We start from the raw sequence: 23,327 nt of genomic DNA, 5'->3' as shown, positions 1-23,327 counted from the left end.
AGAGTCCTTGGGGTCAGTCATATTTGCGATGAACATCAGTGCTGGTGGGGAGTGTCCGTAGGATCAACGATTTGAAAAATCTTGCCCTGGTTCCATGCATCTGCGCCTGGCGCAACGACGGGCGTTGGTATGTCCGCCCGAGCTTTCTTCTTCTGCGCGCTATCTAACCCGAATCGACGATCGCGATCTGCAACCATCTGTGGATCCGCTTGCCCGTCTGCTGTAAAGCCCATCATGAGCTGAGGAACGCCAAGGGGCAGGTCTTTATTGAGGTCGGTATGCCAGGTGTGCCACGTCTTGCCGTAGGTATGGACGAGTTTTTCCATCAATGCATGCTCGGCTACCTCAGGGATCCCAGGCGCTACGAGCTGACCTGATTTCACTTCGTGAACATGACTGTGCCAAAGCGCTTGTTCGGCTTTGGGAAGACCTGCGAACAATTGTTCGCTGATGATGTACTCGACCCCCATCAGCTTGGCGTCCTTACGATTGCCATCGTAGATCACGCACTGGATAACTTCCTCGTTGAGAATCGCGCAGTAGTGGTGCGCCTCCATCTGGGCGTTCATGTGGCCGTTGTAAAAATGGAAGCCATCCAGATACGCATTCAACGCGTCTATCGGCGGACGTGATTGAAGTAGTGCAGCACCGGCATCAAGGGACTGCGTGGCGGGCGATTTGGTATCTCCAGGCGCGATTACATTAGAGGGCGAATTGTTACCCGTACATGCGACGAGAATGGGCGCTAACAACGCCATGCTCATCGTGTTGACCCTATAGGCTTTGCGCAATCCACTCATTCGAGAGTCCCTTCAGTCGATTTAATTTAATGCGTGCCTTGTCGCTTAGATAGCTTTTCAGCACCCCATGCAGTGGCAGCGATATGGATATCTGCCAAGCAAAGAAAGTTTTTATCTGCGGGGAAATTGCCGACGACAGGTGCTATTTCAGTCATTTCCGTGCGCCTTATGCCGCCGGTCGCGACGGATAAAATCATAATCAAATGATCGTGCCGAGTAGTCCTTCAGATAATCGTGGGCGTCGCCTTGGTTGAGTTGCCGAATGAGTATCGATTGCCTGTTGCCCATTAGTGTCCTACTGATCGTTATAGACCCTAAGGAATGATGAGGAGATCGTGATAGAGATCGAATCAAACACCGTAACGTTTGTTCCCCCCAGAGTTCATGCAATTCCCACCACCCCTTGGCTCTATGCAGACATATCTAGCCTGACGGAATGGTTCCACTTTGGAGACTACGTAGTAGTTGGTCTCTGCGTGGAGGCTTTGGACGATACCCGACCCCTCGGCAAGATATGTGAACTTTAGTCATACGCGAATTTCCATTGCTTGAGAGTGAAGCCACCTAGCTATCAGCCCGGTGATCGGCTGTCTCAACCTCAAGCCAGGAAGTTTAACGTGAAGACCTTGACCCCCAAGACCTCCCTTCGCCGCGCCGTCACCGGCCCGATGCTGTTTCTATTTATTCTCGGCGATGTTCTCGGGGCGGGCGTTTATGCCCTTGCCGGGACAATTGCGGGAGAGGTAGGTGGCGCAATATGGGTGCCCCTGCTACTCGCTCTGTTTTTCGCGATGCTTACTGCCGGTTCCTACGCAGAGCTGGTGACAAAATACCCTCACGCGGGCGCCGCTTCGGTTTTCGCTGAGAAAGCGTTCGGGTCACCACTCATTTCTTTTCTCGTGGGCTTTTGCATGCTTTCTGCTGCTGTCACAAGCGCGGCAGGTTTGTCCTTGGCGTTTGCGGGCGATTACCTAGCGGCGTTCATCCAGGTACCACCTCACATTGCGGCGCTGCTGTTCCTTGTCGTTATCGCGCTCCTGAATGCAAGGGGGATTAAAGAGTCCCTTGGAGCCAACCTAGTGATGACAGTTATTGAGCTGTCAGGCCTTCTCTTGGTCGTTGTCGCCGCAGCGTGGTATTTCCGCACAGGCGAGGCAGATTTGGGTCGCAGCCTGGAGTTCAAGCCAGGGGTCAGCCCGATGTTAGCCGTTTTGGGGGCGGCATTGATCGCCTTCTATTCGTTTGTAGGATTCGAAACATCCGCCAATCTAGCGGAAGAAATTCGAGACGTTAGAAACGTTTACCCGCGCGCGTTATTTGCCGCATTGGTAACCGCCGGAGTCGTCTACATGGCTGTCGGAGTCGCCGCATCTTCCGTACTGCCCATGGAAAAGCTGGTGGCAACCTCGGCTCCCCTTCTTGAAGTGGTTCGGGCGTCAGGTTTAAACATTCCGCCTCGCGTCTTCGCCTTCATTGCATTGATCGCGGTGGCCAATGGTGCGCTCCTTACGATGATCATGGCCAGCCGTCTAACTTACGGCATGGCCTGTCTTGGGATCTTGCCGAAGGCGCTGAGCAGAGTGCTGCCTCAGAGACGCACCCCGTGGATAGCAATCATCGCTACCACCCTCGTAGCTATTGGACTCACGCTGACGGGAACTCTAGCTACATTGGCTGAAACCGTCGTCCTGCTCCTGCTGTTCGTATTTCTCTGCACTAATTTGTCCGTGTTAATCCTGCGCCGCGACGAGGTTGCGGAAGATCACTTTCGGGTGCCTACGTGGGTTCCGGTAATTGCTATCGTCTCGTGCTTGGTACTGCTCAGTCAGCAAAGTTTGGAAACATGGATGCGGGGAGGGGCCTTGATCCTCGTAGGCATGCTGCTTTTCGCGTGTTCAAGAGTCGCGCTACCCGCGCCAGTGGAGCCTGGTTAGTCTTGTAAGCGCTTCGCCTGTCTATCGCAGCGTTAACTTGTCGAAGTTGTACGAGTGTCAGGGCGCGCGGTTGTATTGGGAGCATCCAATGCCCCGGATGCTTGATTGTGAGCGACACTGGAGCACCATCCGATCAATCGTCTGGCATGCCTGCACGCAGGAACTTCAACGTCGCCGCCGAGCGGGGGAGCACATCAATTCAAGCCGCGTGCCTGCATATGGCTCACGGACGGGAAGCTACCTCGTCTAGGTGCTGCAGCAGTGCCAGAGGATCCTCGTAGACTCGGAGTGCACCTGCACGTTCAAGCTCTCCTGTGTCGTAACCACCTGAAAGCAGCCCTATACCGGTGGCCTTACAGCGGCGTGCGGCAAGCATGTCCCAGATGGCGTCGCCTATCACCAAGCATTCTTCGATGGGTACATCGAGTTTGCATGCAGCGGCGAGAAAAAGGTCTGGATCGGGCTTGCCATATTTAACGTCATCACGGGTGATGAGATTGACCTCTGCTATATCCAAGCCTAATGCCTTCAGATTTATCGCTGCAGTATCCATCCCACCGCTGGTAGCAATACACCACTTGAACTGATCGCGGTTCAAAGTATCGAGAAGCTCGACAGCGCCAGGGAGCGCGCTTATCTGGCCCTGCAGATCTTTGTAGGCTTTATCATGTTTATCGCTCAGCCTTTTAGCTTGGTCTGGTTTGATTTCCAGTCCTGTTTCACGCGCTAACGTCTTGAGCATCAGCCCACCGCTCATACCGATTTTTCTGTGAATTCGCCACATGGCCAACGGTATGCCTTCTGAATCGAGCGCGGTTTTCCACGCAAAGACGTTCTGGTAAACGCTATCAGTCAACGTGCCATCCAGATCGAATATAAATGAGGTTTGCTGGCGCATGCGTGGCACCTCCCTAAATTAAAACTCAAGCAATAAGTGTCGTATTTTCGAATGTTGGACGCACCGAAAATCAAAGGGACTAGCTTTTATCCTTGAGTCTTTCCAAGTCGGATGGGCCGGGTTCTACACGCGGTTCATCGCCAAGTAATTCATCTTCCCTAACGACTCGTTCGTCATCGGTTAAACCTGTATCTGCCAGGTCTGAGCCGAAAGCCGAGTCCTTCGCGCCTTTACGTTTAACTGATGGAACGAAGCTTTTTTCAGGCATGAGGTCTCTCCTTGCGTTTCGAAATTTAAAGCGCTCAGTTTTTCGAAAGCATGTGCCCTGACTCGTTCAGTCTTTCGCGAATCATTGGGACGTGGAGACGCAAACTGCCGCAGGGAAACCCACAGCCTCATCTCCATGATCGCGGCCTTGCGCGTTCCCCGGCCTGACCAAGTGGTTTTGGTTTATGTACAAAAAAGGGCCCAGCTGTAGTCTTAGGATGATCGTATGGGTATGAATTTTAAGCACTAGGCTTAATTTCAATTCAAAACAGTTATTTAGTCTAAGAGTGCCAGATAGGGAAAAGCCTGCAGCGATGCAGGCTGTTTTTGCTTGGGATTTGACCATAGGCATCAAACGTTGGGCGCAAGTGCCCGCTCTCCCTTCAGCGTCCTCCACAATGTCCTCATCGTCGCGTTCTGATTGGCAATCGCGCAATATGAGCGCCTCTCCAACCGGATCGGCGCTGGCGGATGATGGCGGCGATCTACGGCGACTCCAGCACGTTTCTTGCTCGTCGGTGCGTCAGCCTGTTTGAAATGATCGCAGCGCCGGATAAAATTTTTTTTGTGGCCGTGCTTGAAATTTCCCCCCCTGAACCTACTTAGGTTTTACGCGATGCCGAATACGGGTCGCGTCTCAAATCACTTGGAGAAAACTCAGGAGATTTTGCAATGGCTACTACTCTTTCGTTGGCCCCACTGTTCCGTCATTCCGTCGGTTTTGACCGTTTCAACGACCTTTTTGAATCGGCGCTTCGCAGCGAGGCCGGTACCACCTACCCACCCCACAACGTCGAAAAGCACGGTGAAGATCACTACCGGATCGTCATCGCGGCCGCAGGCCTGGTGGAGGATGACCTGGAGATCCAGGTGGAAAAAGGCGTGTTGACCGTCGCCGGTGGCAAGCGCGAACACAACGAGGGCATCACCTACCTGCACCAAGGCATCGCCCAGCGCGCGTTCCGTTTGTCGTTCCGCCTGGTCGACCACATTGAAGTGCAGGGCGCGCAACTCGCCAACGGGTTGCTGAGCATCGACCTGCTCAGGGTGGTTCCGGAGGAAGCCAAGCCTAAGCGCATTGCGATTGGCGGTGCTGCCAAGGCTGAGGTGAAATCCATCAGCGAGCAGTAAGGCTGGAATGAATAAAGGCGCTCTCCGGAGCGCCTTTATTCGTAGCGTTCACATTACAGCGAGGGAACATTTCTCCCACTCGACTCATGCCCAGCCCGCACCTCACGCCCCTCCCACTTGGCAATCACCAACGGCGCCAACGCATTGCCCAGCACATTCAGCGCCGTGGTCGGCATCTCCATCAAGCGGTACACCCCGGCGATAAACGCGATGCCTTCCAACGGCAGACCGGCGCTGGCCAGGGTGGCCGAGAGAATCACGAACATGAACCCCGGCACCCCGGCCGCGCCCTTGGAGGTGAGCACCATGGTCACCACCAGCAAGGCCTGATCGCCCAGGCTCAAATCAATGCCGTACAACTGCGCGACGAACAGGGTGCCGATGCCGAGGAACAGTGAGGCGCCGTCGAGGTTGAACGAGTAACCCACCGGCACCACAAAGCTCACCAGCGAAGGGGGTACGCCGTAGGTCTCGAGTTTTTTCATTAGTTGCGGCATCACCGCCGCCGAGCTGGCGGTGGAGAAGGCCAGCACCAGTTCATCCTTGATATGGCGCATCAGTGCGAACAGGTTGATCCCGCATACACGCGCCACCAGGTTGAGCACCACCAGCACAAAGAAGGCGATGGCCACATAGCTGACCATGATCAGCTTGGCCAGCGGCAGCAACGAGCTGAAGCCGAAGTTGGCCACGGTCACGGCGATCATGCCGAACACGCCGATGGGCGAGTAGGCCATGATCATCGAAGTGACCTTGAACATCGCGTCGCTGACGCCACGCAACAGCGCGATGACCGGGTCTTTGCGCTCGGCGGGCAAGCGCGCCACGCCCAGGCCGAACATCACCGCAAAAAACAGCACCGACAACAGGCTGCCCTGGGCCATGGCGTTGACCACGTTGTCGGGGATGATGCCGACGATGATCTGCCCCAGGCTATGACCGGCGCCGGTACTGGTGGGCAGGGTGATATTCGCCGCGTGCAGGCTGGACAGTTCAGTGCCGGCGCCGGGCTTGAGCAGGTTGCCCATGACCAGGCCGATGATGATCGCCAGGGTGGTGATGCAGAAAAAATAGCTCAGGGATTTGACCCCGATACGGCCCAGGGATTTTCCGTCACCGTGCCCGGCAATGCCCACCACCATGCAGGAAAACACGATGGGCACTACGATCATTTTCATCAGCTTTATAAAGATGTCGCCCGCCGGTTGCAGGACATTGTCCACCAGCCACGGCCGGGATTCGGGAAAGCGGTGCAGCAGGGCACCAATGGCGATACCGGCGAGCAAGCCGATCATGATTTGCCAGACCAGCGCGATACGGGGCGTGTGCATGGGAGTGCCTCATTTGAGATCAATGATTTTTAAGTTGTTGTTCTAGGCAGTCAAAAGGCGGCCGTCCGCTGGTCGCCGGGTGTTACGGGGGGCCGTCAGCGCAGGTCGTGGCATGCGTCTTTGAGGCGACGGCACCCTTCTTCGATAACGTCCAGGGAGCTTGCGAAGGACAGCCGCACATACGGCGACATGCCGTAGGCCGCGCCACTGACGGTGGCCAGGCCGTAGTCGCGCAGCAGGTAGTCCACCAGTTGCGTGTCGCTGTCGAGGCGATCACCTTGGGGGGTGAGCTTGCCCATCAGACCGCTGACGTTGGCGAACACATAGAACGCGCCATCGGGCGGGATGATGCTCAGGCCGGGAATACCCGCCAGTCGCTCCAGCATCAGTGCGCGGCGCTGCCGGTATTCCCCGCGCATCGCGGCGATAGGTGCCTGGTCACCGGCAAACGCGGCCACGGCGGCGGCCTGGCTCAACGAGCTGGGGCAGGTGGTGGTCTGTGACAGCAACTTGGCGATGGCCGCGATCAACCACGCCGGCCCCGCACCAAAGCCCAGGCGCCAACCGGTCATCGCATAGCCCTTGGACGCGCCGTTGACGATCAGCGTGCGCGGCTTGAGGTCGGGCGCAAGGCGTGTCAACGGCACATGCCGGGCGTCGCCGTAGACGAAGTGTTCGTAGATCTCATCGGCCATGACCAGCACATGGGGATGGCGGCGCAGCACCTGCGCCAGGGCCAAGAGTTCGGCTTCGCTGTACACCGCGCCGCTGGGGTTGTTCGGGCTGTTGAGGATCACCCATTTGGTGCGTGGGGTGATCGCTTCTTCGAGCGCGGCGGGCGACAGCTTGAAACCCAGGGCTTCATCGCCGGGAATGATCACCGGTGTGGCATCGTTAAGCCGCGCGATGTCCGGGTACGAGACCCAATACGGCGTGTGCACGATGACTTCATCGCCGCGATTCAAGGTGGCGGCCAACGCGTGATAAATGATGTGCTTGCCGCCGCAACCGGCGACGACTTCATCCAGGCCATAAACCAGATCATTGTCGCGCTGCAGTTTCAGGCAGATGGCCTGGCGCAGCGCGAGGGTGCCTGTGGTAGCGGTGTAATGGGTATCACCGCTGTGCATCGCCAGGCTGGCGGCCTCAAGAATATGCGCCGGAGTGTCGAAGTCCGGCTCGCCCACGGTGAAGTTGACGATGTCGCGGCCCTGGGCGCGCAACTCGGTAACCAAGGCGTTGGCGGCGATGCTGGGGGAGGGCGCGATGCCCAGGACACGGTCCGACAAAAATGCAGTGCTCATCTCGGACTCCTTCACACCAGGCCGGCATTGTTGAGGGCCTTGTCGATCCAGCTCTGGCGCACCGCACCGCTGGCGATCTCTGCCTTGACCGCTTCTTCATGCTCGGCATGTTGCGCGGCGCGGCGCAGCACTTCGGTGGCGTCGGCCTGGGAGAACGCGACCAGGCCGTCTTCATCACCCACCAGCAGGTCGCCGGGGTTGATCACCATGCCGCCGATGGACACCGGCACGTTCACTTCGCCGGGGCCGGTTTTGTACGGGCCCGTGTGCACCACGGCGCGGGCGTAGCAAGGGGTATCCTCAAAGCTGGCGACATCGCGAATCGCGCCGTCGATCACAAACCCCACGCAACCACGCTGTTGGGCGTAGAGCTTGACCAGCTCACCGATCACCGCGTTATTGGTGTCGCCCTGGCCGTCCACCACCAGCACATGGCCGGGTTGCAGCATGCTCATGGCCTTGTAGATCAGCAGGTTGTCGCCGGGGCGGGTCTTGACCGTGATCGCCGTGCCCACCAGCTTGCCGCTGCGGTTGTAGCGCGTCAGGCCACGGGCGCCGATATGGCGGCCGAGGTTGTCGCTGATATGCGGCGTGACCACCTGAGCAAACGCCTCGACCAGTTCGGCGGGGGCCATGGGCGCGTTGGGAAGGATGCGTGAACCGGGCAAGGACATGGCAAATCTCCAGAATTGTTAGATAGCGATGGGCTATGGCCGGATCTTAGGAGTGATGAACGAAGAGTTTTAGCGATATTTTATGATGTGATAGCATCGCTTTTTCTCATGAATTGGCCGCCATGATCACCTTCAAGCAAATCGAAGCGCTGTACTGGATTGCCGAACTCGGCAGCTTTGAAGCGGCGGCGAACAAGCTGAACATGTCTCAGTCGGCCATCTCCAAGCGCATCCAGGAGTTGGAAGACACCTTCGACGTCGAGATTTTCGACCGCAGCAAGCGCAACGCCCGGCTGACGGAGAAGGGCGGTGAGCTGCTCGACTACGCCCGCGACCTGCTCAACAGCCGCGACCAACTGCTCGAACGGGTCAGCGCCCGCGAAGTGCTGGTGCGCCGTTTTCGCCTCGGCGTCACCGAACTCACCGCATTGACCTGGCTGCCGGCGCTGGTGGAAGCGTTGCGTCAGGCCTACCCCAAGGTGCAGATCGAACCGTCAGTGGAACTGAGCAGCGAACTGTTTCGCAAGCTGGAAAGCGATCAACTCGACCTGGTGATTGTGCCGGACGTCTACAGCGACCCGCGCTTCCACAGCACTGCGCTGCAAAGCGTGGAAAACGCCTGGATCTGCGCGCCGGGCCTGATCCCCCAACCCGACCCCGTAAGCCTGGAAGTGCTGGCCGATTACACCGTCCTGACCCAGGGTTCGCAGTCGGGCACCGGCTTGATCTACGAGCGTTGGCTAGCCGCGCACAACGTGCAGATGCCGCGCACGCTCACCAGCCATAACCTGCTGGTGCAGGTGGGGTTGGCGCTGTCGGGGATCGGCGTGAGCTATCTGCCCAAGGCGTGTTTGTCGCACCTGATCGAGCACGGCGCATTACGCGCGTTGGTCACGCAGCCGGAGTTGCCGAGTATCCAGTACGTGGCATTGCACCGGGTGGACCGCCAATTCGGCTTGAACCAGGACGTGGCGCGGCTGGCGCAGGCCTGCTGTGATTTTTCGCGGTTGTTGTTTTAGAGCAAGTGTGGCGCGATGCTAGTGTATCGGTGCGGTTGAACACCCTTTAAAGAGGCTCACAGGTATGGCATTCACCACCCTGATACTGGATGCTCCCGGCCCGCCGTTGCTATTCGAGGAAGTCGACCGATTCCTTGAGTTGGGCCTGGTCGTCACCCTGAATCTCTACTATTTCACCGATAAACACAGTATCCGCGAGCACTATGGCGAGCGCATCCGGTACGCCGAGATCAATGGCCACGACAGGCAAGCTTTTATCGACGCCGTGACTCAGGCCGGGGGGTATAGCGTGTTCAAGACGCGCCTGAATATTCCCATTGAGAGCGAACTGATCCGCGCCGCGGCATCATCGGCCCTGCCAACGCCGCTGCGCGCCATCGCCCAAGCGGGTACAGGCGTTAACCATATCGACCGGCAAGAGGCTGAGCGGTGTGGCGTGACCGTACTGAACACGCCGGGCTCCAACGCGGCGGCGGTCGCCGAATACGTCGTCGCCCAGGCGTTGTTTTTATCCAGGGACCTGGACCACTACAACGCCGAAACGCACCGCGGCCGCTGGTCCAAGGGCACCTTGGCGCCCGGCCCCGAATTCGGCGAACTCACGCTGGGGGTGGTGGGCACCGGCAGTATTGCCCAAGCCGTCGCACGCAAAGCGGGATCGCTCGGTATCAAGGTCATCGCCAGCGGTTCAGAGCGTTTTACGCAGCAGGTCGCGCACAGCCTTGGGCTTGAGCGGCGGCAAAACCTCGAGCAATTGCTGGGGGAGGCCGACGTGGTTTCTATTCACGTACCGCTGACACCGCTCACCCAAGGCCTGTTCGGCCTTGCCCAGTTCAGGCAGATGCGTCAAGGCTCGATACTGATCAATACCGCTCGCGGCGGCATCGTCGACGAAGCCCAGTTGGCAAGCTTCATGACCGCGTTTCCCGGGCATATAAAAGCGGTTGCCATCGATACCTTTGTCCACGAAAAAGACCGTTTTGACTCGCCACTGGCAGGCATCGGCAATGCCCAACTGACACCGCATATCGCAGGCAACACGACGACGGCGATCCGTAAGGCTTCACGGCAGATTGTCGACAAGATCCACGCGCTCAGCCTGGCTGCGGACGCACGTTAACCCGCAGGATTCGAGCAGGCCCCTTTGATAAGAGCAAGCTCCCTCGCCACAGGCGGCGTGGTGGACGCAGCTATGTCCCAAGTCATCATGAGCTGGCTGATCGCGGCGTCGAGGGTGGCATGGGGCACGTTGTCCCGCGCCAATATCGACACCCCCTGCAAAAAACTGTCAAACACACTCGCCATCACGGCGGGCTGGGTCTGCTGCGGCAACTGGCCCAACCGAACCGCGCGCTCCACGCACGCCACAATTCCCGCCCGCGTGCGCAGGCGCGACTGGGTCAACCCGTCGGCCACCCGCGCGTTTTCCGGGCTGGGCGCACTCATCACGCCCAGCGCGACCATGCAGCCCTTGGGGTGGCCGTCTTCGCACTGCATGCGCGCCGATTGGCGCAGCGCAGTTTCGACGGCCTGGCGCGGGGGCAGGGTTTCGTCCCACAGGCATTCGGTGACCTGGGCGTAGGTCGCCAGGTAGCGCTTTACGCACTCGTCGAACAACGCCTCCTTGGAACCGAACGCCGCGTAGAAACTCGGCGCGGAGATCCCGCCACCCAAACCCGCCTTGAGCTGGGCCAGGGAGGTGGCGTCGTAGCCATGCTGCCAGAACAGGTGCATGGCCTGTTCCACGGCGTGTTCGCGGTCGAAGGTGCGGGGGCGGCCCATTTGTGCCATGTCAGGTCTCCGGTGGGAAAACGAGATAAATACTAGTCGATACATAAGTCGTTGACAACGCGCACCGGTCGCCCGCAACATCTATATCGATCAGTATCTAAGTCTTGCCCAAGGAGTTTACCGTGACCCCCTCACTCACTTTATCGGCCGCATCCGAGCGCCTGCCCATCGGCGCGTTGCTCGCCCTGGCGATGACCGGCTTCATCTGCATCGTCACCGAAACCCTGCCCGCCGGCCTGTTGCCCTTGATCAGCGACGGCCTGAGGATTTCCCCGTCGATGGCCGGGCAGATGGTCACTGCCTACGCACTGGGCTCGGTGCTGGCGGTGATCCCCATGACCATCGCCACCCGTGGCTGGCGCCGGCGCAATGTGCTGCTGCTGACCATCGTCGGTTTCCTGCTGTTCAACTCCATCACCGCGTTGTCGTCCCACTATGGCGTGACCCTGGTGGCGCGCTTCTTTGCCGGGGTGGCGGCGGGGTTGGCCTGGAGCCTGCTGGCCGGTTACGCGCGGCGCATGGTTGCGCCCCATCAACAGGGCAAGGCACTGGCGCTGGCGATGGTCGGCACGCCGATTGCGCTGTCGTTGGGGGTGCCGTTGGGCACCTGGCTCGGTGGCCTGGTGGGCTGGCGTACCACTTTCGGCCTGATGTCCGCCGTGAGCCTGGTGCTGATCGCCTGGGTGCTGGTGAAAGTCCCTGACTATGCGCCGCAGCCCGCCCATCAACGCCTGTCGCTGCGCAAGGTGCTGACCACGCCGGGCGTGCGCCCTGTGCTGGCGGTGGTGATCAGTTGGATGCTGGCCCACAACATTCTGTACACCTACATTGCCCCGTTCGTGGCGCCGGCCGGTTTGGCCGAGCGTGTGGACCTGGTGTTGCTGGTCTTCGGGATCGCTGCGTTGGCGGGGATTTGGCTCACGGCCAGACTGGTCGAACCGTTATTGCGCAACACCGTGCTGGTGAGCCTGGCGACGTTTGCGGCGGTAAGCGTGCTATTCGGCGTGCTGGGGAATGTGCCACTGGTGATCTACCTCGGCGTGGCGGTCTGGGGCCTGAGCTTCGGCGGCGCCGCGACCTTGCTGCAAACCGCCCTGGCGGATGCGGCGGGGGACGGCGCGGATGTGGCGCTGTCGCTGAACGTGGTGGCATGGAACAGCGCGATAGCCGGCAGCGGCGTCGCAGGCGGCGTGTTGCTGGACCGCTGGGGCGTGGCGGCGTTTCCCTGGGCAATGCTGGGGTTGATCGCGGTGGCGCTGGTGATTGCCTGGGCGGCGCGTGGCCATGGCTTCCGACCAGGTCGGCGCACGACGCAGGCGGCAGTGGGCCATTAAAACGTCGGGCTGGCACGATAGGGTGTACGATCAGTGTCAACTCATCGGATATAAGCCCGTCATGTCCACGCTAAGCGAAGAGAGCCGCCAGATCGTAGCTTCTCTGGCGCACCGTGTTGGCCCTACCGCTGACCCTGCAAGCATCGCTGAGGCGATTGTTTCGATCCTGCAGGATATCGACGCAGTACTCACGCCCATTATCGGGCAGCAAGGTGCTGTGGCGCTGCTGCGTCGCAGCCTGCGCTTGAGCGTCCAGACCCATTCGCGCCTGTCCGCCACCTACGACCGCGTGCAGGCGGCGCCCGACCTGAGCGATCTCAAAGCCCTATTGATCGAGCAGACTGAAGCCGATGCGCTGTTCTTCGGTGAAGTACTGCTGACCACTTTCTACACGTTGCTGACCACGCTGATCGGGCCTTCGCTGACCGCCCGTTTGCTGCGCGACGTGTGGGAGCCCTCCTTGAGCGACACCCCTTCCCAGGAACAATCGCCATGAGCACCAAAGTAACTATCAACCGCCTGGCCACCGGCGTGCCAGGACTGGACGAGGTGCTGGGCGGAGGATTGCCGGAGTTTTCGTTCAACCTGATTGCGGGCCCGCCTGGCTGCGGCAAGACCACGCTGGCGCATCAAATGATGTTTGCCCTTGCGACGCCGGAGCGGCCTGCACTGTTTTTCACCGTACTGGGCGAGCCGCCGCTGAAGATGCTGCGTTATCAGCAGCAGTTCGATTTTTTCGACAGCGAGGCGATCAACCAGTCGATCCGCTATATCAACCTGGCCGACGACACACTGGCCGGCAACCTGGACGAAGTGCTGCGGCGCATTGTCAGCGAGGTGGAGGCTCATTCGCCGTCGCTGGTGTTTGTCGACTCCTTCCGCTCGGTGGTGCTGGCCAGCCAGACGCAGCACAACCCCAACAACAACTTGCCGCAGTTCGTCCAGCAACTGGGCATGTTGATGACGACGTGGCAGGCGACGACCTTCTTGATCGGTGAGTACTCCACCGAAACCGACACCAACCCTATCTTCACCGTGGCCGATGGCTTGATCTGGCTGCGCCAGAGCGTCGAGCGCAATTCGATGGTGCGCAAGATGGAAATCATGAAGATGCGCGGTCAGCCGACATTGCCGGGGCTGCACACCTTTCGTATCGCCAGCTCGGGCATCAAGGTGTTCGCGCCTGCCGCGTTCAACCCGGTCGAGGCGCCGATGGCGCGGCCTATCCAACGCCTGAAAATGGGCGTGCCACGCCTGGACGAGATGCTCGGTGGCGGGCTGCCCAGGGGCTACTCGCTGCTGGTGGCCGGGCCCTCGGGGTCGGGCAAAAGCATCCTGGCGGCGACCTTCCTCGCCGAAGGCGCGCGCCAGGGTGAAACCGGCGTTATCGCAGTGTTCGAGCAGCGCCCTAACCACTCACAGAACGCCACCCTGGCCAACCTGATTCACAGTGGGCAAGTCGGTCTGGTAGACAGCCGCGCACCTGACTTGTCCATTGATGAAATCGTCCACCTGCTGCTCAGCGAGGTTCGCCGCCTGAACGCCACGCGCGTGGTCATCGATTCGCTGTCGGGCTTCGAGCTGGCCCTGGCGCCGACCTTTCGCGCGGACTTCCGTGAGTCGCTGTCGCGCATGGTCACGGCGCTGACCAGTGCCGGGGTCAGCGTATTGATGACCTCGGAGCTTGAAGACCGCTACACCGACCTGCGTTTCAGCCCTTACGGCACCGCGTTCCTTACCGATGCGATCATTGTGCAGCGCTACATTGAGGTGCGCAGCCGCTTGCTGAGGATCATGGCCGTGGTCAAGGTGCGTGCCAGCGCGCACTCCGATGAGCTGCGCCAATACCACATCAATGACGATGGCCTGCAGATCGGTGAAAGGCTTGCGGACCAGGAAGGGTTGCTCGGCGGGCGGCCAACCGCATTGCATCCGCACGCGCAGGGCGCGGGAGACGAAAATGGTTGAGCTGAGCCATGAGTAAAGGCGAAGGACAGGACGAGCGTGAAGTGGCCAGTGCCGCTCATGAACTCTTCCTGCTCGGCCAGAAAACGGTTGAGGCCCGCGCGGTACTGGCGGCATTACAGCAACAACTGAGTGACGCCAGCAGCCGCCTGGTGGACTCCCAGCACGTCGAGCAACTGATCGAGGCCAACCAGCAGTTGGTGCTGGCGATACTGCTGGCGCAATCGGACGCCGTCGCGGGACCTCCTCAGGAGGAGCAGCACCTCTACCAGGAACTGCGTGAGGCCAACGCGCAACTGGTGATCGCGGCGCTCAGCGCCCAGGACCTGCAGGCAACAGCCGAGCGAGCGTTGGGCCAGCAGAAAAACATTCTCGCCATGGTCGCCCATGAGCTGCGCAACCCGCTGACGCCGATCAGCCTGATCGCCGAGCGTATGGTCAGGTTGCCGAGCGACCAGTTGCCGCGCATGCGTGAGCTGATCGAGGGGCAGGTCCAGCATATTTCCCAACTGGTCGATGACCTGCTGGATGTGTCCCGCGCCAGCACCGGCAAGTTGCGTATCAACCGCCGTCAGGTGGATATGCTGCGCATCCTCAACGCCGCGATCGACGCCTGCAGCCCTGTGATGGTCAAGCGTCAGCAGCAATTGGATGTCGAGCTTCCCGACGCCAGTTTGAGCATCAACGGCGACCCTGGGCGGCTCGCGCAGATTCTGCATAACCTGCTGGCCAACGCGGCCAAGTACACGCCCATCGGCGGGCGCATCAAGGTGTTCTGTACCGCGCAGGCCGGGATGCTGAGGATAAGCATCAGCGACAACGGCATCGGCGTCACCGCCCAGGCCCTGCCGTTTATTTTCGACCCTTATGTGCAGGATGTTCACGCCGTCGGTTTCAACGGCGCCGGCCTGGGCATCGGCTTGACGGTGGTGCGTGAACTGGTCGAGGCACACGGCGGCAGCGTGACGGGCATGAGCGAGGGGCATGGCAAGGGCAGCGAATTTGTGGTGACGCTGCCCCTGATGGATTAAGGGATCAAACGCGCTGCGCGCAGTTGGTCGAACACCTCGAAGAACGCCTGATCGCTGGCCTGGTAAGCGGTAAAGCCCATCTTCCGGCTCTTGGACATGTCCGTGACCACCTCAATGGGCCGGCCCAGGTCGGCGTCGGTGTGCCACGGCGACACCAGCCGATCCATCTCGGCCTCCTTCAGTCCATGCTCCGCAGCGATCTGGCGCCAGGCGGCCTGGTCATTGGCCATTTGCGTCTCAAGCGGCGAGGGCGAGGCCGGGAAGTCGGCCGCTGCCACGCCGAAGTAATCGGCAATCCGGCCCCACATCCACTTCCAGCGGAACACATCGCCATTGGTGACGTTGAAGGCCTGGTTGGCGGCAGCGGGCGTGGTGGCCGCCCATAACTGTTGCTGGGCCAACTGCCGCGCATCGGTCATGTCCGTGAGGCTGTCCCATTGCACGCGGGAGCCTGGGAATACAAACGCGCGACCTGTGTGTTTGCAGACACTGGCGTAGACGGCGAGGGTGGTCGCCATGTTCATCGCATTGCCCACCGCCACGCCGGTGACGGTGTGCGGGCGATGCACGCTCCAGGTGAAGCCGTCCTTTTTTGCGGCGGCGAACACTTCGTCTTCCTGGGCGTAGTAGAAGTTTTCCACGTCCAGGCGGCCTTGTTCTTCGCGGAACGGGGTGTGCGGCAGGCTGCCCTTGCCATAGTTTTCGAACGGCCCGAGGTAGTGCTTCAAGCCGGTGACCAGCGCCACATGCTGCACGCTCCCGGCGGGGCGCACGGCGTCCAGCACGTTGCGCACCATGGCGGCGTTGACGCGTATATTCTCGGCTTCGGTGGCCTGGCGTGACCAGGTGGTGATGAACACATGGGTGGGTTTCAGATCGGCCAGGGCCTGTTGCAGCGATGCCGGGTCCTGCAAGTCGGCGGCGACCGGAATCACGCCTGGCACCTGCGAGGGCTGACGGGACAGGGCTGCAACGTGCCACTGGTGTTCGAGCAGTAACTGGGTGATGGCGCTGCCAACGATGCCGCTGGCGCCCACGACGAGTGCGGTCTGGGTCATAGGTTTCTCCCGAGGATGTAGGGTTCTGAGCCCCTGGGTGTAGGAGAGGTTCAACCTTATCCGTGAGGCTCGCGGCACCAAACACACGAATCAGGGTCCATAAGCCCCGCACGAACATTCGCGCTCATCCGTTACCCTCACCATAAGATTTAAAGCATGTACCTACGCACCATCGCAGTCGGGCTGTCGGCCCTTGTTTTGTTTTCCAGCGCTGTAGACGCCCGCAGTCTGGCCAACCCTTACACCCCCACCGAGCAACGTGCCTCATTCGATGGCTGCGCCGATCTCTTCCCTGGCGCTGCCCCGATCAAGACGGCCACCGTCCCGGCGTCGATGAAGCCGTTGGCGCTGTGTTCCGAGACGTTTGCGGTGCTTTACTCACAAACCAGCAAGACCCCACTGGTGGTGGTCGAACGCCTGAACACCGCGCAGTTGAAAAATGCCAAAGGCGAGGAGCGCACCAACCAGTTCTACGCCGACCCGCGCATTCCCAAAAGCGGCCGCGCGGAGCTGAGCGACTACCGCAGCCAGCACCCGGCCATGGACCGTGGCCACCAGGCCCCGGCCGCCGACGCACCCAATGCCCGGGCCATGGCCCAGTCCTTTGCGCTGTCGAACATGGTGCCCCAAGACCCCACCAACAACCGCAAGATCTGGAGCAAGGTCGAGGCCGACGTACGCAAGTTCGCGGTGCGCGCGGGCGGTGACGTGTATGTGTTCACCGGGCCGCTGTTCGACCCAGGCTACAGCACCATCGGCGACAACAAGGTCTGGGTGCCGACGCGCCTGTTCAAGCTGGTGTACGACGCCTCCAGCCAGCGCGCCTGGGCCTACGTGCTGCCCAACGCCGAAACGCGCATCCAGAAGCCGATGGACTACGCCACCTTCGTGAAAAGCACCGGGCTCAAATTGCTGGGCAATCTTCCGGTGTCAGGGTCGGTTGGGCGCTCCTGATCAAGCGGCTTACTTGGTTTTTTTCAACGCTTTCAAGCGTTGGGTCGCGCGTTGCACGGCGGCCATTTTCTCGGGGCGTTTCATGCGTTTCCACTTGCGGATCTCGTCCTTGCTGCGCCCACAGCTGACGCACAGGTCGCCGCTGAGCTGGCAAGTGGAGACGCATGGGTTTTCGATGTCTTTAGCCAAGAGGTCACCTGGAGATGGGGTAAAGGGGCGCACCCTGCCCGCGAGTATATGCACATAGGCTGATTCCAGGTTGTGGTCGTTGCCAGGGGGACGATGACTGACATGGCGCGGCCGGCGCAGTGCTCAGCCACAGTGACGGCCAATGTGGGCGTTGTCGAACCCTGGCGAGGCTGCGATGACGGCGGCAGTGCCAACCTATATGTTGCCTGACACACCGCTATCGCAGCCTCACTTAAGCCCGACAACTCCCACAGGCTATACTCGCCCGTTCGCAATCCCCCCTTCAAACAAACCGAGATACCCCATGAGCACCTCTCTCCCTTTCACCCCCGCGCGCAAGCCTGTCGCGCCGTTGGTGGCCTTTATCATCCTGGTGCTGGGCGCCCTGTTCCTGCAAAGCAGCGTCGGTTCGCGCCAGGTGCTGTTGCTGGTGGTCGGCGCTGCACTGGGCTTGACCCTTTACCACGCCGCCTTCGGCTTTACCTCCGCCTGGCGCGTGTTCATCAATGATCGCCGGGGCGCTGGCTTGCGGGCGCAGATGGTAATGCTCGCGCTGGCGGTGCTGCTGTTTTTCCCGGCGCTGGGGGCGGGCACGTTGTTCGGGCAGCCGGTGGTCGGGCTGGTGGCGCCGGCCGGGGTGTCGGTGGTGTTCGGTGCGTTTATTTTCGGCATCGGCATGCAGTTGGGTGGCGGGTGTGCCTCGGGCACGTTGTTCACGGTGGGCGGCGGTAATGCGCGCATGCTGGTGACCTTGTTGTTCTTTATCTGCGGTTCGCTGATCGCCACCCACCATGTGGACTGGTGGTTTGCGTTGCCGGCATTCCCGGCGGTGTCCATCGTCAAGAGCTTTGGCGTGGTGCCGGCGTTGCTCGCCAGCCTGGCCATGTTTGCGCTCATCGCGGCCGTCACCGTGCGCCTGGAAAAGCGCCGCCACGGCCAGCTTGAGGAAGGCGTGACCAGCGAACATAAAGGCTTGCGCCGCTTCCTGCGCGGGCCATGGCCCTTGGTGTGGGGCGCGATTGGCCTGGCGCTGCTCAACTACGCCACGCTGGCGTTGGCCGGGCGGCCGTGGGGGATTACCTCGGCGTTCGCGCTGTGGGGCGCCAAGGTGGCAAGCGGGTTGGGTGTGGACGTGGCCAGTTGGGCGTTCTGGCAAATGCCGGGCAACGCCAAGGCCCTGGCTGCGCCGGTGTGGGAAGACATCACCAGCGTCATGGACATCGGCATCGTCCTCGGTGCGCTGTTGGCCGCCGGCCTGGCCGGGCGTTTTGCCCCCAGCCTGAAGATCCCGGCGCGTTCGCTGGTGGCGGCAGTGATCGGCGGCCTGCTGCTCGGCTACGGCTCGCGCCTGGCCTACGGCTGCAACATCGGCGCGTACTTCAGCGGCATCGCCTCGGGCAGCCTGCATGGCTGGGTGTGGCTGGTGGCGGCGTTTATCGGCAACGGCGTGGGCGTGCGCCTGCGGCCGTTCTTCTTCGCCGGTGAGCGCCGGCCCGAAGCGCTGAGCGGTTGCTGAGTTAATCCTCAGGGGAAATGTCTGGCGCCTGAGCGGCCTCAGTCGCCAGCTTTTCCCGCTCGGCCTTGCTGATGTACTTATCCTTGGATTTCGGTGCCAATTTGGCGCTGGCCTTTTTGGCTTTGGCCTTGAACAGCTGTTGCAGTTTTTTCTGGCGATTCATGGGTTGTTACCTGGCGTGTACGTGCGCGGATGATACCAGCTTAAAAAACCGCGACTGCTGCCTGGGTCGCTTTTTAGCGCCGATCTGTGCATTGAATCGCCGTGTCTTTCGCCAATACTCGGGCCCCGCAACCCCCGAGTATCGAACGCTATAGGGAAGACACCATGAGCCTCCACACCCGTACCAAACGCATGACCGTGCCTCAACTGGTCGCCATGAAAGGCCAGCAGAAAATCGTCTCCCTCACGGCGTACACCAGTTCCATCGCCAAGCTGATCGATCCGCTGGTGGACTTCATTCTGGTCGGTGACTCCACGGCCATGGTCGGCTATGGCCGGCCGTCGACCTTGAGCATGCAGCTCGAAGAAATCATCGGCCACACCCGCGCCGTGGTCGACAGCACGCGCCTGGCCTGTGTGATTGCCGACATGCCATTTGGCAGCTATCAGGAATCCCATGAACAGGCGTTCCGCAATTGCGCCCAGGTGTTGGCGCGCACCGGCTGCGATGCGGTCAAGCTGGAAGCCAACCAGGCGCTGGCGGGCACCGTGGCGTTCCTGGTGGCGCGTGGTATTCCGGTAATGGCGCACGTGGGGCTGATGCCGCAGTTCGTCAACGTGATGGGTGGGTTCAAGGCCCAGGGCCTCACGGCTGAAACCGGCGCCGTGATTACCGAAGACGCCCGCGCCAACCTGGAGGCGGGCGCTTTCAGCCTGCTGCTGGAAGGGGTGGCCGAAGGCGTGGCGCGGCAGATTACCCAGAACTCGGACAGGCCCACCATCGGCATCGGCGCCTCACCGGCCTGCGACGGCCAGGTGCTGGTCACCGAAGACCTGTTGGGCCTGGGTGGCGAGCACCTGCCGCGTTTCGTCAAACAGTACGCCGATGTCGGCGCGGTGATCCGCGACGCGTGCGAGCGGTTTGCCGACGACGTGCGTCACGGCCGCTTCCCCGAAGCGCGGCACTGCTACGGGCTTTGACGGATCGCCTGGGCCAACAGTTGCACGGCCTGGGCGATATCCTTGCTCCAGTCGAGGGTGTAGCTCAGGCGCACATGCTGCGCCCAGCTGCCGTGCGGGCTGAACAACTGCCCCGGAGCGATCACGACGCGCTGGGCCAGCAGGCGTTCGAACACCTGTCCCATGTCGACCGGGCACCTGGCCTCCAGCCAGAAACTCGCGCCGCCATGGGGTTCGACCACGTCCCACTCGCCGTGCGTTTCCAGCAGGGCTTTCATGCGCGTCATCCGTTCCCGCAAGGCCGCGCGCAGCATCAGCAGGTGCTGGTCGATGCGCCCGGAGGTGAACAGCTTGGCGATCGCTTTCTGGCGGGTCGGCGACAGGCGAAACCCACGCTCCAGGAACACCCGCTGCAACTGCGGCCCTTGCCCGCGACACAGCACATAAGCGTAGGGCGCCTCCGCGCCGATCACCTTGTCGAAGGTCGAGAACACCAGCAGTTTCTGCGGGTCGGCAAAGTCGCGATAGCGGGCGGCGGGCGGCTCGAAACACAGCTCGCCGTAGGTGTCGTTTTCGAACAGCCAGATGTCCCGCTCTGCCAGCCAGCGGCAGATCTGCTGTTTATCCTGCGCCGGCATCACGCCGCCCTGGGGCACGTTCACACTGGATGACAGCACCGCCAGGCGGATCGGCTCCCGCTCGAGCAGTGCCTGGAAGGCGGGCAGGTCGAAGCGCCCGTCCGCGCCGAGGGGCATTTCAATCACGCGGATATTCGCCGCCTGCAACTGACGCAGCACCGCCCACGAACACGGCGACTCCACCAGCGCCAGCGTGCCACGCAACGCCAGGGCGCTGAGCGACAGGTCCAGCACGCTGTGCAGGTCCGAGCCGATATACACCTGTTCGGCCTGCCAATAGTGGTGGGTGGATTGGGTGTAGCGCGCGGCCAGCGCCGCACGCAGCTCGGGCTCGCCGAACGGCAGGTACAGCGGCGTCGGGGAGCGCGGATACTGGCGGGCCAGTTCGCGCTCCATCATCAACAGCGGGTTTTCCAATGACAGCAGCATCGCCGGGGCGTCGCTGCTCAGGGCCAGCATGCCCGGCTGGCGGGCGTTGGCGAACACCTGGTCGAGCAAATCAGGCGAACCTTCGCTCAACAGCGGCGCCGGCATGGCCCGGGTGAAATAGCCACGCTTGGGCCTGGCCTGGACACGCCCCTCATCCTCCAGCAGCGCATAGGCGTACTTGGTGGTCGACACCGACACGCCCAGGCGCCGGGCCAACTGGCGCAGGGACGGCAGTTGGCGTTCGCCTGCCGAAGGGCTCGCCTCGATCAACTCGACAAGGTAGCGGTACACCGCCTGATAGGCGAAAGAAGCGGCGTTGGCGGTATTCATGGTCCCTCGGTTTAGCCAGGCTGGGCCGCGAGGCTATTACTGATGTTGCGCCCCAGTACCAGCACTGTAACAAAACCGCAGCCCACCAGTGCCGTGGCCAGGTTCAACAGAACCGAGCTGCCCAGTTGGTCGACGATCTGCCCGCCGAAGAACGAACCCAAGGCAATGATCACCTGGAACAAGGCGACGAACAGCGGCATGCCGCGTTCGACATCCTTGGGCGCCACCACAAACATCCAGATACTGGCACAGGCCGGGAAGGCGCCGAAGGCGAAGCCCCACAGCCCGATCAGCATCGCTGCGCCGGTCATCCCCGTGGCGAAGTGGGGGAACAGCGCGGTGCTGGTGCCGATCATCAGCGCCACCAGCAACAGGGTGTGGCGCACGCTGCGGTTGGCGGCGAAACCGGCAAAGATATTACCGAACACCCCGGCTACGCCGAAGAGCAGCAGCAGCGAGCCAATCGTCGGCCCGTCGAAGCCGGAACTGTATTTGAAGAAGGGCGCGACATAGGTGTAGGCCGCAAAGTGCGCCAGGCCGATCAACAGCACCGCGATCAACCCGACCCGCGCCTGAGGGTTGATAAACAACGCCGGCAGGTCACTGATGCGAATGGCCTTCTCCGGCGTGAGACGAGGCAGCAGGAACACCTGCGCCAGTAGCACCGGCACGCCCAGCAGCGCGGTGACCAGGAACGTCATGCGCCAGCCCATCAAGCCGCTGAGCCAGGTGCCCACGGGCACGCCGAGCACGGTGGCCAGGGTCACGCCCATCATGATGATCGAGGTGGCCTTCGCGACGTCCACACCCTTGGGCGCCAGGCGCCCACTGAGGGCAATCGCCGTAGCCCAGAACCCGCCGATGCTGATGCCCAGCAATACGCGGCCGAACAGCAGCAGGTTGAAGTCACTGGCAAAGGCTACGACTGAGTTGGCAATGATCATGATCAGCGTCAGGCCGATCAGCAGGTAACGGCGGTCCATGGCACCAATGCTCACCGACAGGAACGGCGCGGCGAGGGCAGCCATGATGCCCGGCAGCGTCACCATGAGCCCGGCGTGACCAGCACTGATACCGAGGTCGGCGGCGACGTCGTTGAGTACACCCACCGGCAGAAACTCACTGGTCACCAGGGCGAAAGCGCCCACCGCGACCGAGAGAATCGCCAGCCACTGCTGTTTCACGCTTTGTTGATTATGTTCAGGACGGCCGCTGGGGGCCTGGAGGGCGCTTGGCATGATGCTGGATTCCAAGGGGGGGATGTCGCCTGAGGCCAGGCGAAGGGGAAGAACTGGGAGGCGATTATAGGAATCGGGCTTGGTCACCCCATAGGCGAGCGGTTCGATAGTAATCATCAGTGCTATCGATGTGACGGGGTTGGGCTGCGTATTTCAGCGGCATCGCTTCGGGCAGCCTGCCGGTCATCCGGCAGGCGCTCGATGCTTACCGCGTCAAAGGCTGACGGGGTCAGGCGTTTCTGCCTCAACCGGTCGGTGTTGTACAAACGTTGCCTGGACCCTTTTAGAGAACAGTATGTAGGGGACCCAGATAGAGGTGGACACCATAAATAGTGAGCCGTGTCGCGCCACGGGCTCTAAGGTCGACGGCGGCT

At 61.2% G+C, this 23,327-nt stretch carries 24 protein-coding genes; 11 read left to right on the top strand and 13 right to left on the bottom strand.

Annotated elements, in window-relative coordinates:
* Window positions 1–35 precede the first annotated feature (35 nt).
* Window positions 36–764, bottom strand: coding sequence for an OBAP family protein (locus FBY10_RS12535; protein ID WP_371920974.1), 729 nt, complete (start codon window positions 762–764; stop codon window positions 36–38).
* 704 nt (window positions 765–1,468) lie between these two features.
* Between FBY10_RS12535 and FBY10_RS12525 the strand changes: the two genes are divergently transcribed.
* Window positions 1,469–2,734 carry an APC family permease gene (locus tag FBY10_RS12525; protein ID WP_131699859.1) on the top strand — a complete coding sequence of 422 codons (1,266 nt, stop codon included), beginning with the start codon at window positions 1,469–1,471 and terminating at the stop codon, window positions 2,732–2,734.
* A 223-nt stretch (window positions 2,735–2,957) separates the two neighbouring features.
* Here FBY10_RS12525 and FBY10_RS12520 read toward each other — a convergent pair whose 3' ends face one another.
* Together FBY10_RS12520 and FBY10_RS12515 are read right to left on the bottom strand one after the other, a co-directional pair.
* Window positions 2,958–3,632, bottom strand: a complete 675-nt coding sequence (locus FBY10_RS12520) for an HAD family hydrolase (RefSeq protein ID WP_131699850.1) — start codon at window positions 3,630–3,632, stop codon at window positions 2,958–2,960.
* A 79-nt stretch (window positions 3,633–3,711) separates the two neighbouring features.
* Window positions 3,712–3,900 (bottom strand): hypothetical protein, encoded by a 189-nt coding sequence (locus FBY10_RS12515; RefSeq protein WP_131699849.1) that lies wholly within the window; start codon window positions 3,898–3,900, stop codon window positions 3,712–3,714.
* A gap of 671 nt (window positions 3,901–4,571) precedes the next feature.
* Here FBY10_RS12515 and FBY10_RS12505 point away from each other — a divergent pair.
* The gene (locus FBY10_RS12505; RefSeq protein ID WP_053130927.1) at window positions 4,572–5,030 is read left to right on the top strand and encodes an Hsp20 family protein; all 459 of its coding nucleotides are present in this window, start codon (window positions 4,572–4,574) and stop codon (window positions 5,028–5,030) included.
* A gap of 53 nt (window positions 5,031–5,083) precedes the next feature.
* On the opposite strand, the gene FBY10_RS12500 is transcribed toward FBY10_RS12505, so the two are convergent.
* The 3 genes from FBY10_RS12500 to FBY10_RS12490 all read right to left on the bottom strand — a co-directional run bounded on the left by FBY10_RS12500 (window position 5,084) and on the right by FBY10_RS12490 (window position 8,339).
* Window positions 5,084–6,361, bottom strand: coding sequence for a cation:dicarboxylate symporter family transporter (locus FBY10_RS12500; RefSeq protein WP_145336430.1), 1,278 nt, complete (start codon window positions 6,359–6,361; stop codon window positions 5,084–5,086).
* A gap of 95 nt (window positions 6,362–6,456) precedes the next feature.
* Window positions 6,457–7,665 carry a pyridoxal phosphate-dependent aminotransferase gene (locus FBY10_RS12495; protein WP_145336428.1) on the bottom strand — a complete coding sequence of 403 codons (1,209 nt, stop codon included), beginning with the start codon at window positions 7,663–7,665 and terminating at the stop codon, window positions 6,457–6,459.
* An 11-nt stretch (window positions 7,666–7,676) separates the two neighbouring features.
* A complete protein-coding gene (locus tag FBY10_RS12490) occupies window positions 7,677–8,339 on the bottom strand; it encodes an RraA family protein (protein WP_131699846.1) in 663 nt (220 codons plus the stop codon).
* A gap of 122 nt (window positions 8,340–8,461) precedes the next feature.
* Here FBY10_RS12490 and FBY10_RS12485 point away from each other — a divergent pair, with 122 nt between their 5' ends.
* On the top strand, window positions 8,462–9,358 hold the full coding sequence (locus tag FBY10_RS12485) for a LysR family transcriptional regulator (RefSeq protein ID WP_145336426.1): 897 nt from the start codon (window positions 8,462–8,464) through the stop codon (window positions 9,356–9,358).
* Between the two features lie 64 nt (window positions 9,359–9,422).
* Window positions 9,423–10,478 carry a D-isomer specific 2-hydroxyacid dehydrogenase family protein gene (locus FBY10_RS12480; protein WP_145336424.1) on the top strand — a complete coding sequence of 352 codons (1,056 nt, stop codon included), beginning with the start codon at window positions 9,423–9,425 and terminating at the stop codon, window positions 10,476–10,478.
* Here FBY10_RS12480 and FBY10_RS12475 read toward each other — a convergent pair.
* The gene (locus FBY10_RS12475) at window positions 10,475–11,149 is read right to left on the bottom strand and encodes a TetR/AcrR family transcriptional regulator (RefSeq protein ID WP_131699843.1); all 675 of its coding nucleotides are present in this window, start codon (window positions 11,147–11,149) and stop codon (window positions 10,475–10,477) included. The two genes, FBY10_RS12480 and FBY10_RS12475, sit on opposite strands and share 4 nt — an antisense overlap.
* 122 nt (window positions 11,150–11,271) lie before the next feature.
* Here FBY10_RS12475 and FBY10_RS12470 point away from each other — a divergent pair, with 122 nt between their 5' ends.
* The 4 genes from FBY10_RS12470 (at window position 11,272) to FBY10_RS12455 (ending at window position 15,479) form a co-directional block, all read left to right on the top strand.
* Complete coding sequence (locus FBY10_RS12470) at window positions 11,272–12,483, top strand: MFS transporter (protein ID WP_145336422.1); 1,212 nt, start codon at window positions 11,272–11,274, stop codon at window positions 12,481–12,483.
* A gap of 61 nt (window positions 12,484–12,544) precedes the next feature.
* Window positions 12,545–12,979: a hypothetical protein gene (locus FBY10_RS12465; protein ID WP_131699841.1), complete on the top strand. Its 435-nt coding sequence runs from the start codon at window positions 12,545–12,547 to the stop codon at window positions 12,977–12,979.
* Window positions 12,976–14,451 carry an ATPase domain-containing protein gene (locus FBY10_RS12460; RefSeq protein WP_145336420.1) on the top strand — a complete coding sequence of 492 codons (1,476 nt, stop codon included), beginning with the start codon at window positions 12,976–12,978 and terminating at the stop codon, window positions 14,449–14,451. Before FBY10_RS12465 ends, FBY10_RS12460 begins: the two co-directional genes overlap by 4 nt.
* 8 nt (window positions 14,452–14,459) lie before the next feature.
* The gene (locus tag FBY10_RS12455) at window positions 14,460–15,479 is read left to right on the top strand and encodes a sensor histidine kinase KdpD (protein ID WP_145336418.1); all 1,020 of its coding nucleotides are present in this window, start codon (window positions 14,460–14,462) and stop codon (window positions 15,477–15,479) included.
* Here FBY10_RS12455 and FBY10_RS12450 read toward each other — a convergent pair.
* Window positions 15,476–16,537, bottom strand: a complete 1,062-nt coding sequence (locus FBY10_RS12450) for an SDR family oxidoreductase (protein WP_145336416.1) — start codon at window positions 16,535–16,537, stop codon at window positions 15,476–15,478. The two genes, FBY10_RS12455 and FBY10_RS12450, sit on opposite strands and share 4 nt — an antisense overlap.
* Before the next feature lie 156 nt (window positions 16,538–16,693).
* On the opposite strand from FBY10_RS12450, the gene FBY10_RS12445 reads away from it, so the two are divergent.
* Window positions 16,694–17,491, top strand: coding sequence for a DNA/RNA non-specific endonuclease (locus FBY10_RS12445; RefSeq protein ID WP_131699837.1), 798 nt, complete (start codon window positions 16,694–16,696; stop codon window positions 17,489–17,491).
* Window positions 17,492–17,500: 9 nt separating this feature from the next.
* Here FBY10_RS12445 and FBY10_RS12440 read toward each other — a convergent pair whose 3' ends face one another.
* Window positions 17,501–17,680 carry a DUF1289 domain-containing protein gene (locus FBY10_RS12440; RefSeq protein WP_131699836.1) on the bottom strand — a complete coding sequence of 60 codons (180 nt, stop codon included), beginning with the start codon at window positions 17,678–17,680 and terminating at the stop codon, window positions 17,501–17,503.
* A gap of 304 nt (window positions 17,681–17,984) precedes the next feature.
* Between FBY10_RS12440 and FBY10_RS12435 the strand changes: the two genes are divergently transcribed.
* Window positions 17,985–19,196: a YeeE/YedE family protein gene (locus tag FBY10_RS12435; protein ID WP_145336413.1), complete on the top strand. Its 1,212-nt coding sequence runs from the start codon at window positions 17,985–17,987 to the stop codon at window positions 19,194–19,196.
* Window position 19,197: 1 nt separating this feature from the next.
* Here the strand turns inward: FBY10_RS12435 and FBY10_RS12430 are convergent, their stop codons facing one another.
* The gene (locus FBY10_RS12430; protein ID WP_082340928.1) at window positions 19,198–19,359 is read right to left on the bottom strand and encodes a DUF2986 domain-containing protein; all 162 of its coding nucleotides are present in this window, start codon (window positions 19,357–19,359) and stop codon (window positions 19,198–19,200) included.
* 164 nt (window positions 19,360–19,523) lie between these two features.
* On the opposite strand from FBY10_RS12430, the gene panB reads away from it, so the two are divergent.
* Window positions 19,524–20,339, top strand: a complete 816-nt coding sequence (gene panB, locus FBY10_RS12425; protein WP_131699834.1) for a 3-methyl-2-oxobutanoate hydroxymethyltransferase — start codon at window positions 19,524–19,526, stop codon at window positions 20,337–20,339.
* Here panB and FBY10_RS12420 read toward each other — a convergent pair.
* The 3 genes from FBY10_RS12420 to FBY10_RS32150 form a co-directional block, all read right to left on the bottom strand.
* Window positions 20,327–21,715 (bottom strand): PLP-dependent aminotransferase family protein, encoded by a 1,389-nt coding sequence (locus FBY10_RS12420; protein WP_145336411.1) that lies wholly within the window; start codon window positions 21,713–21,715, stop codon window positions 20,327–20,329. The two genes, panB and FBY10_RS12420, sit on opposite strands and share 13 nt — an antisense overlap.
* 11 nt (window positions 21,716–21,726) lie before the next feature.
* On the bottom strand, window positions 21,727–22,953 hold the full coding sequence (locus FBY10_RS12415; protein WP_145336409.1) for an MFS transporter: 1,227 nt from the start codon (window positions 22,951–22,953) through the stop codon (window positions 21,727–21,729).
* A 213-nt stretch (window positions 22,954–23,166) separates the two neighbouring features.
* Window positions 23,167–23,280, bottom strand: coding sequence for a DUF2569 family protein (locus FBY10_RS32150; protein WP_145336407.1), 114 nt, complete (start codon window positions 23,278–23,280; stop codon window positions 23,167–23,169).
* Window positions 23,281–23,327: the final 47 nt, after the last annotated feature.

Origin of the sequence: Pseudomonas sp. SJZ103, assembly GCF_007828335.1 — a bacterium.
GTDB lineage: Bacteria > Pseudomonadota > Gammaproteobacteria > Pseudomonadales > Pseudomonadaceae > Aquipseudomonas.
Note: the sequence above shows the minus strand (reverse complement) of the source record. Positions and strands in the feature narration are given on the sequence as shown.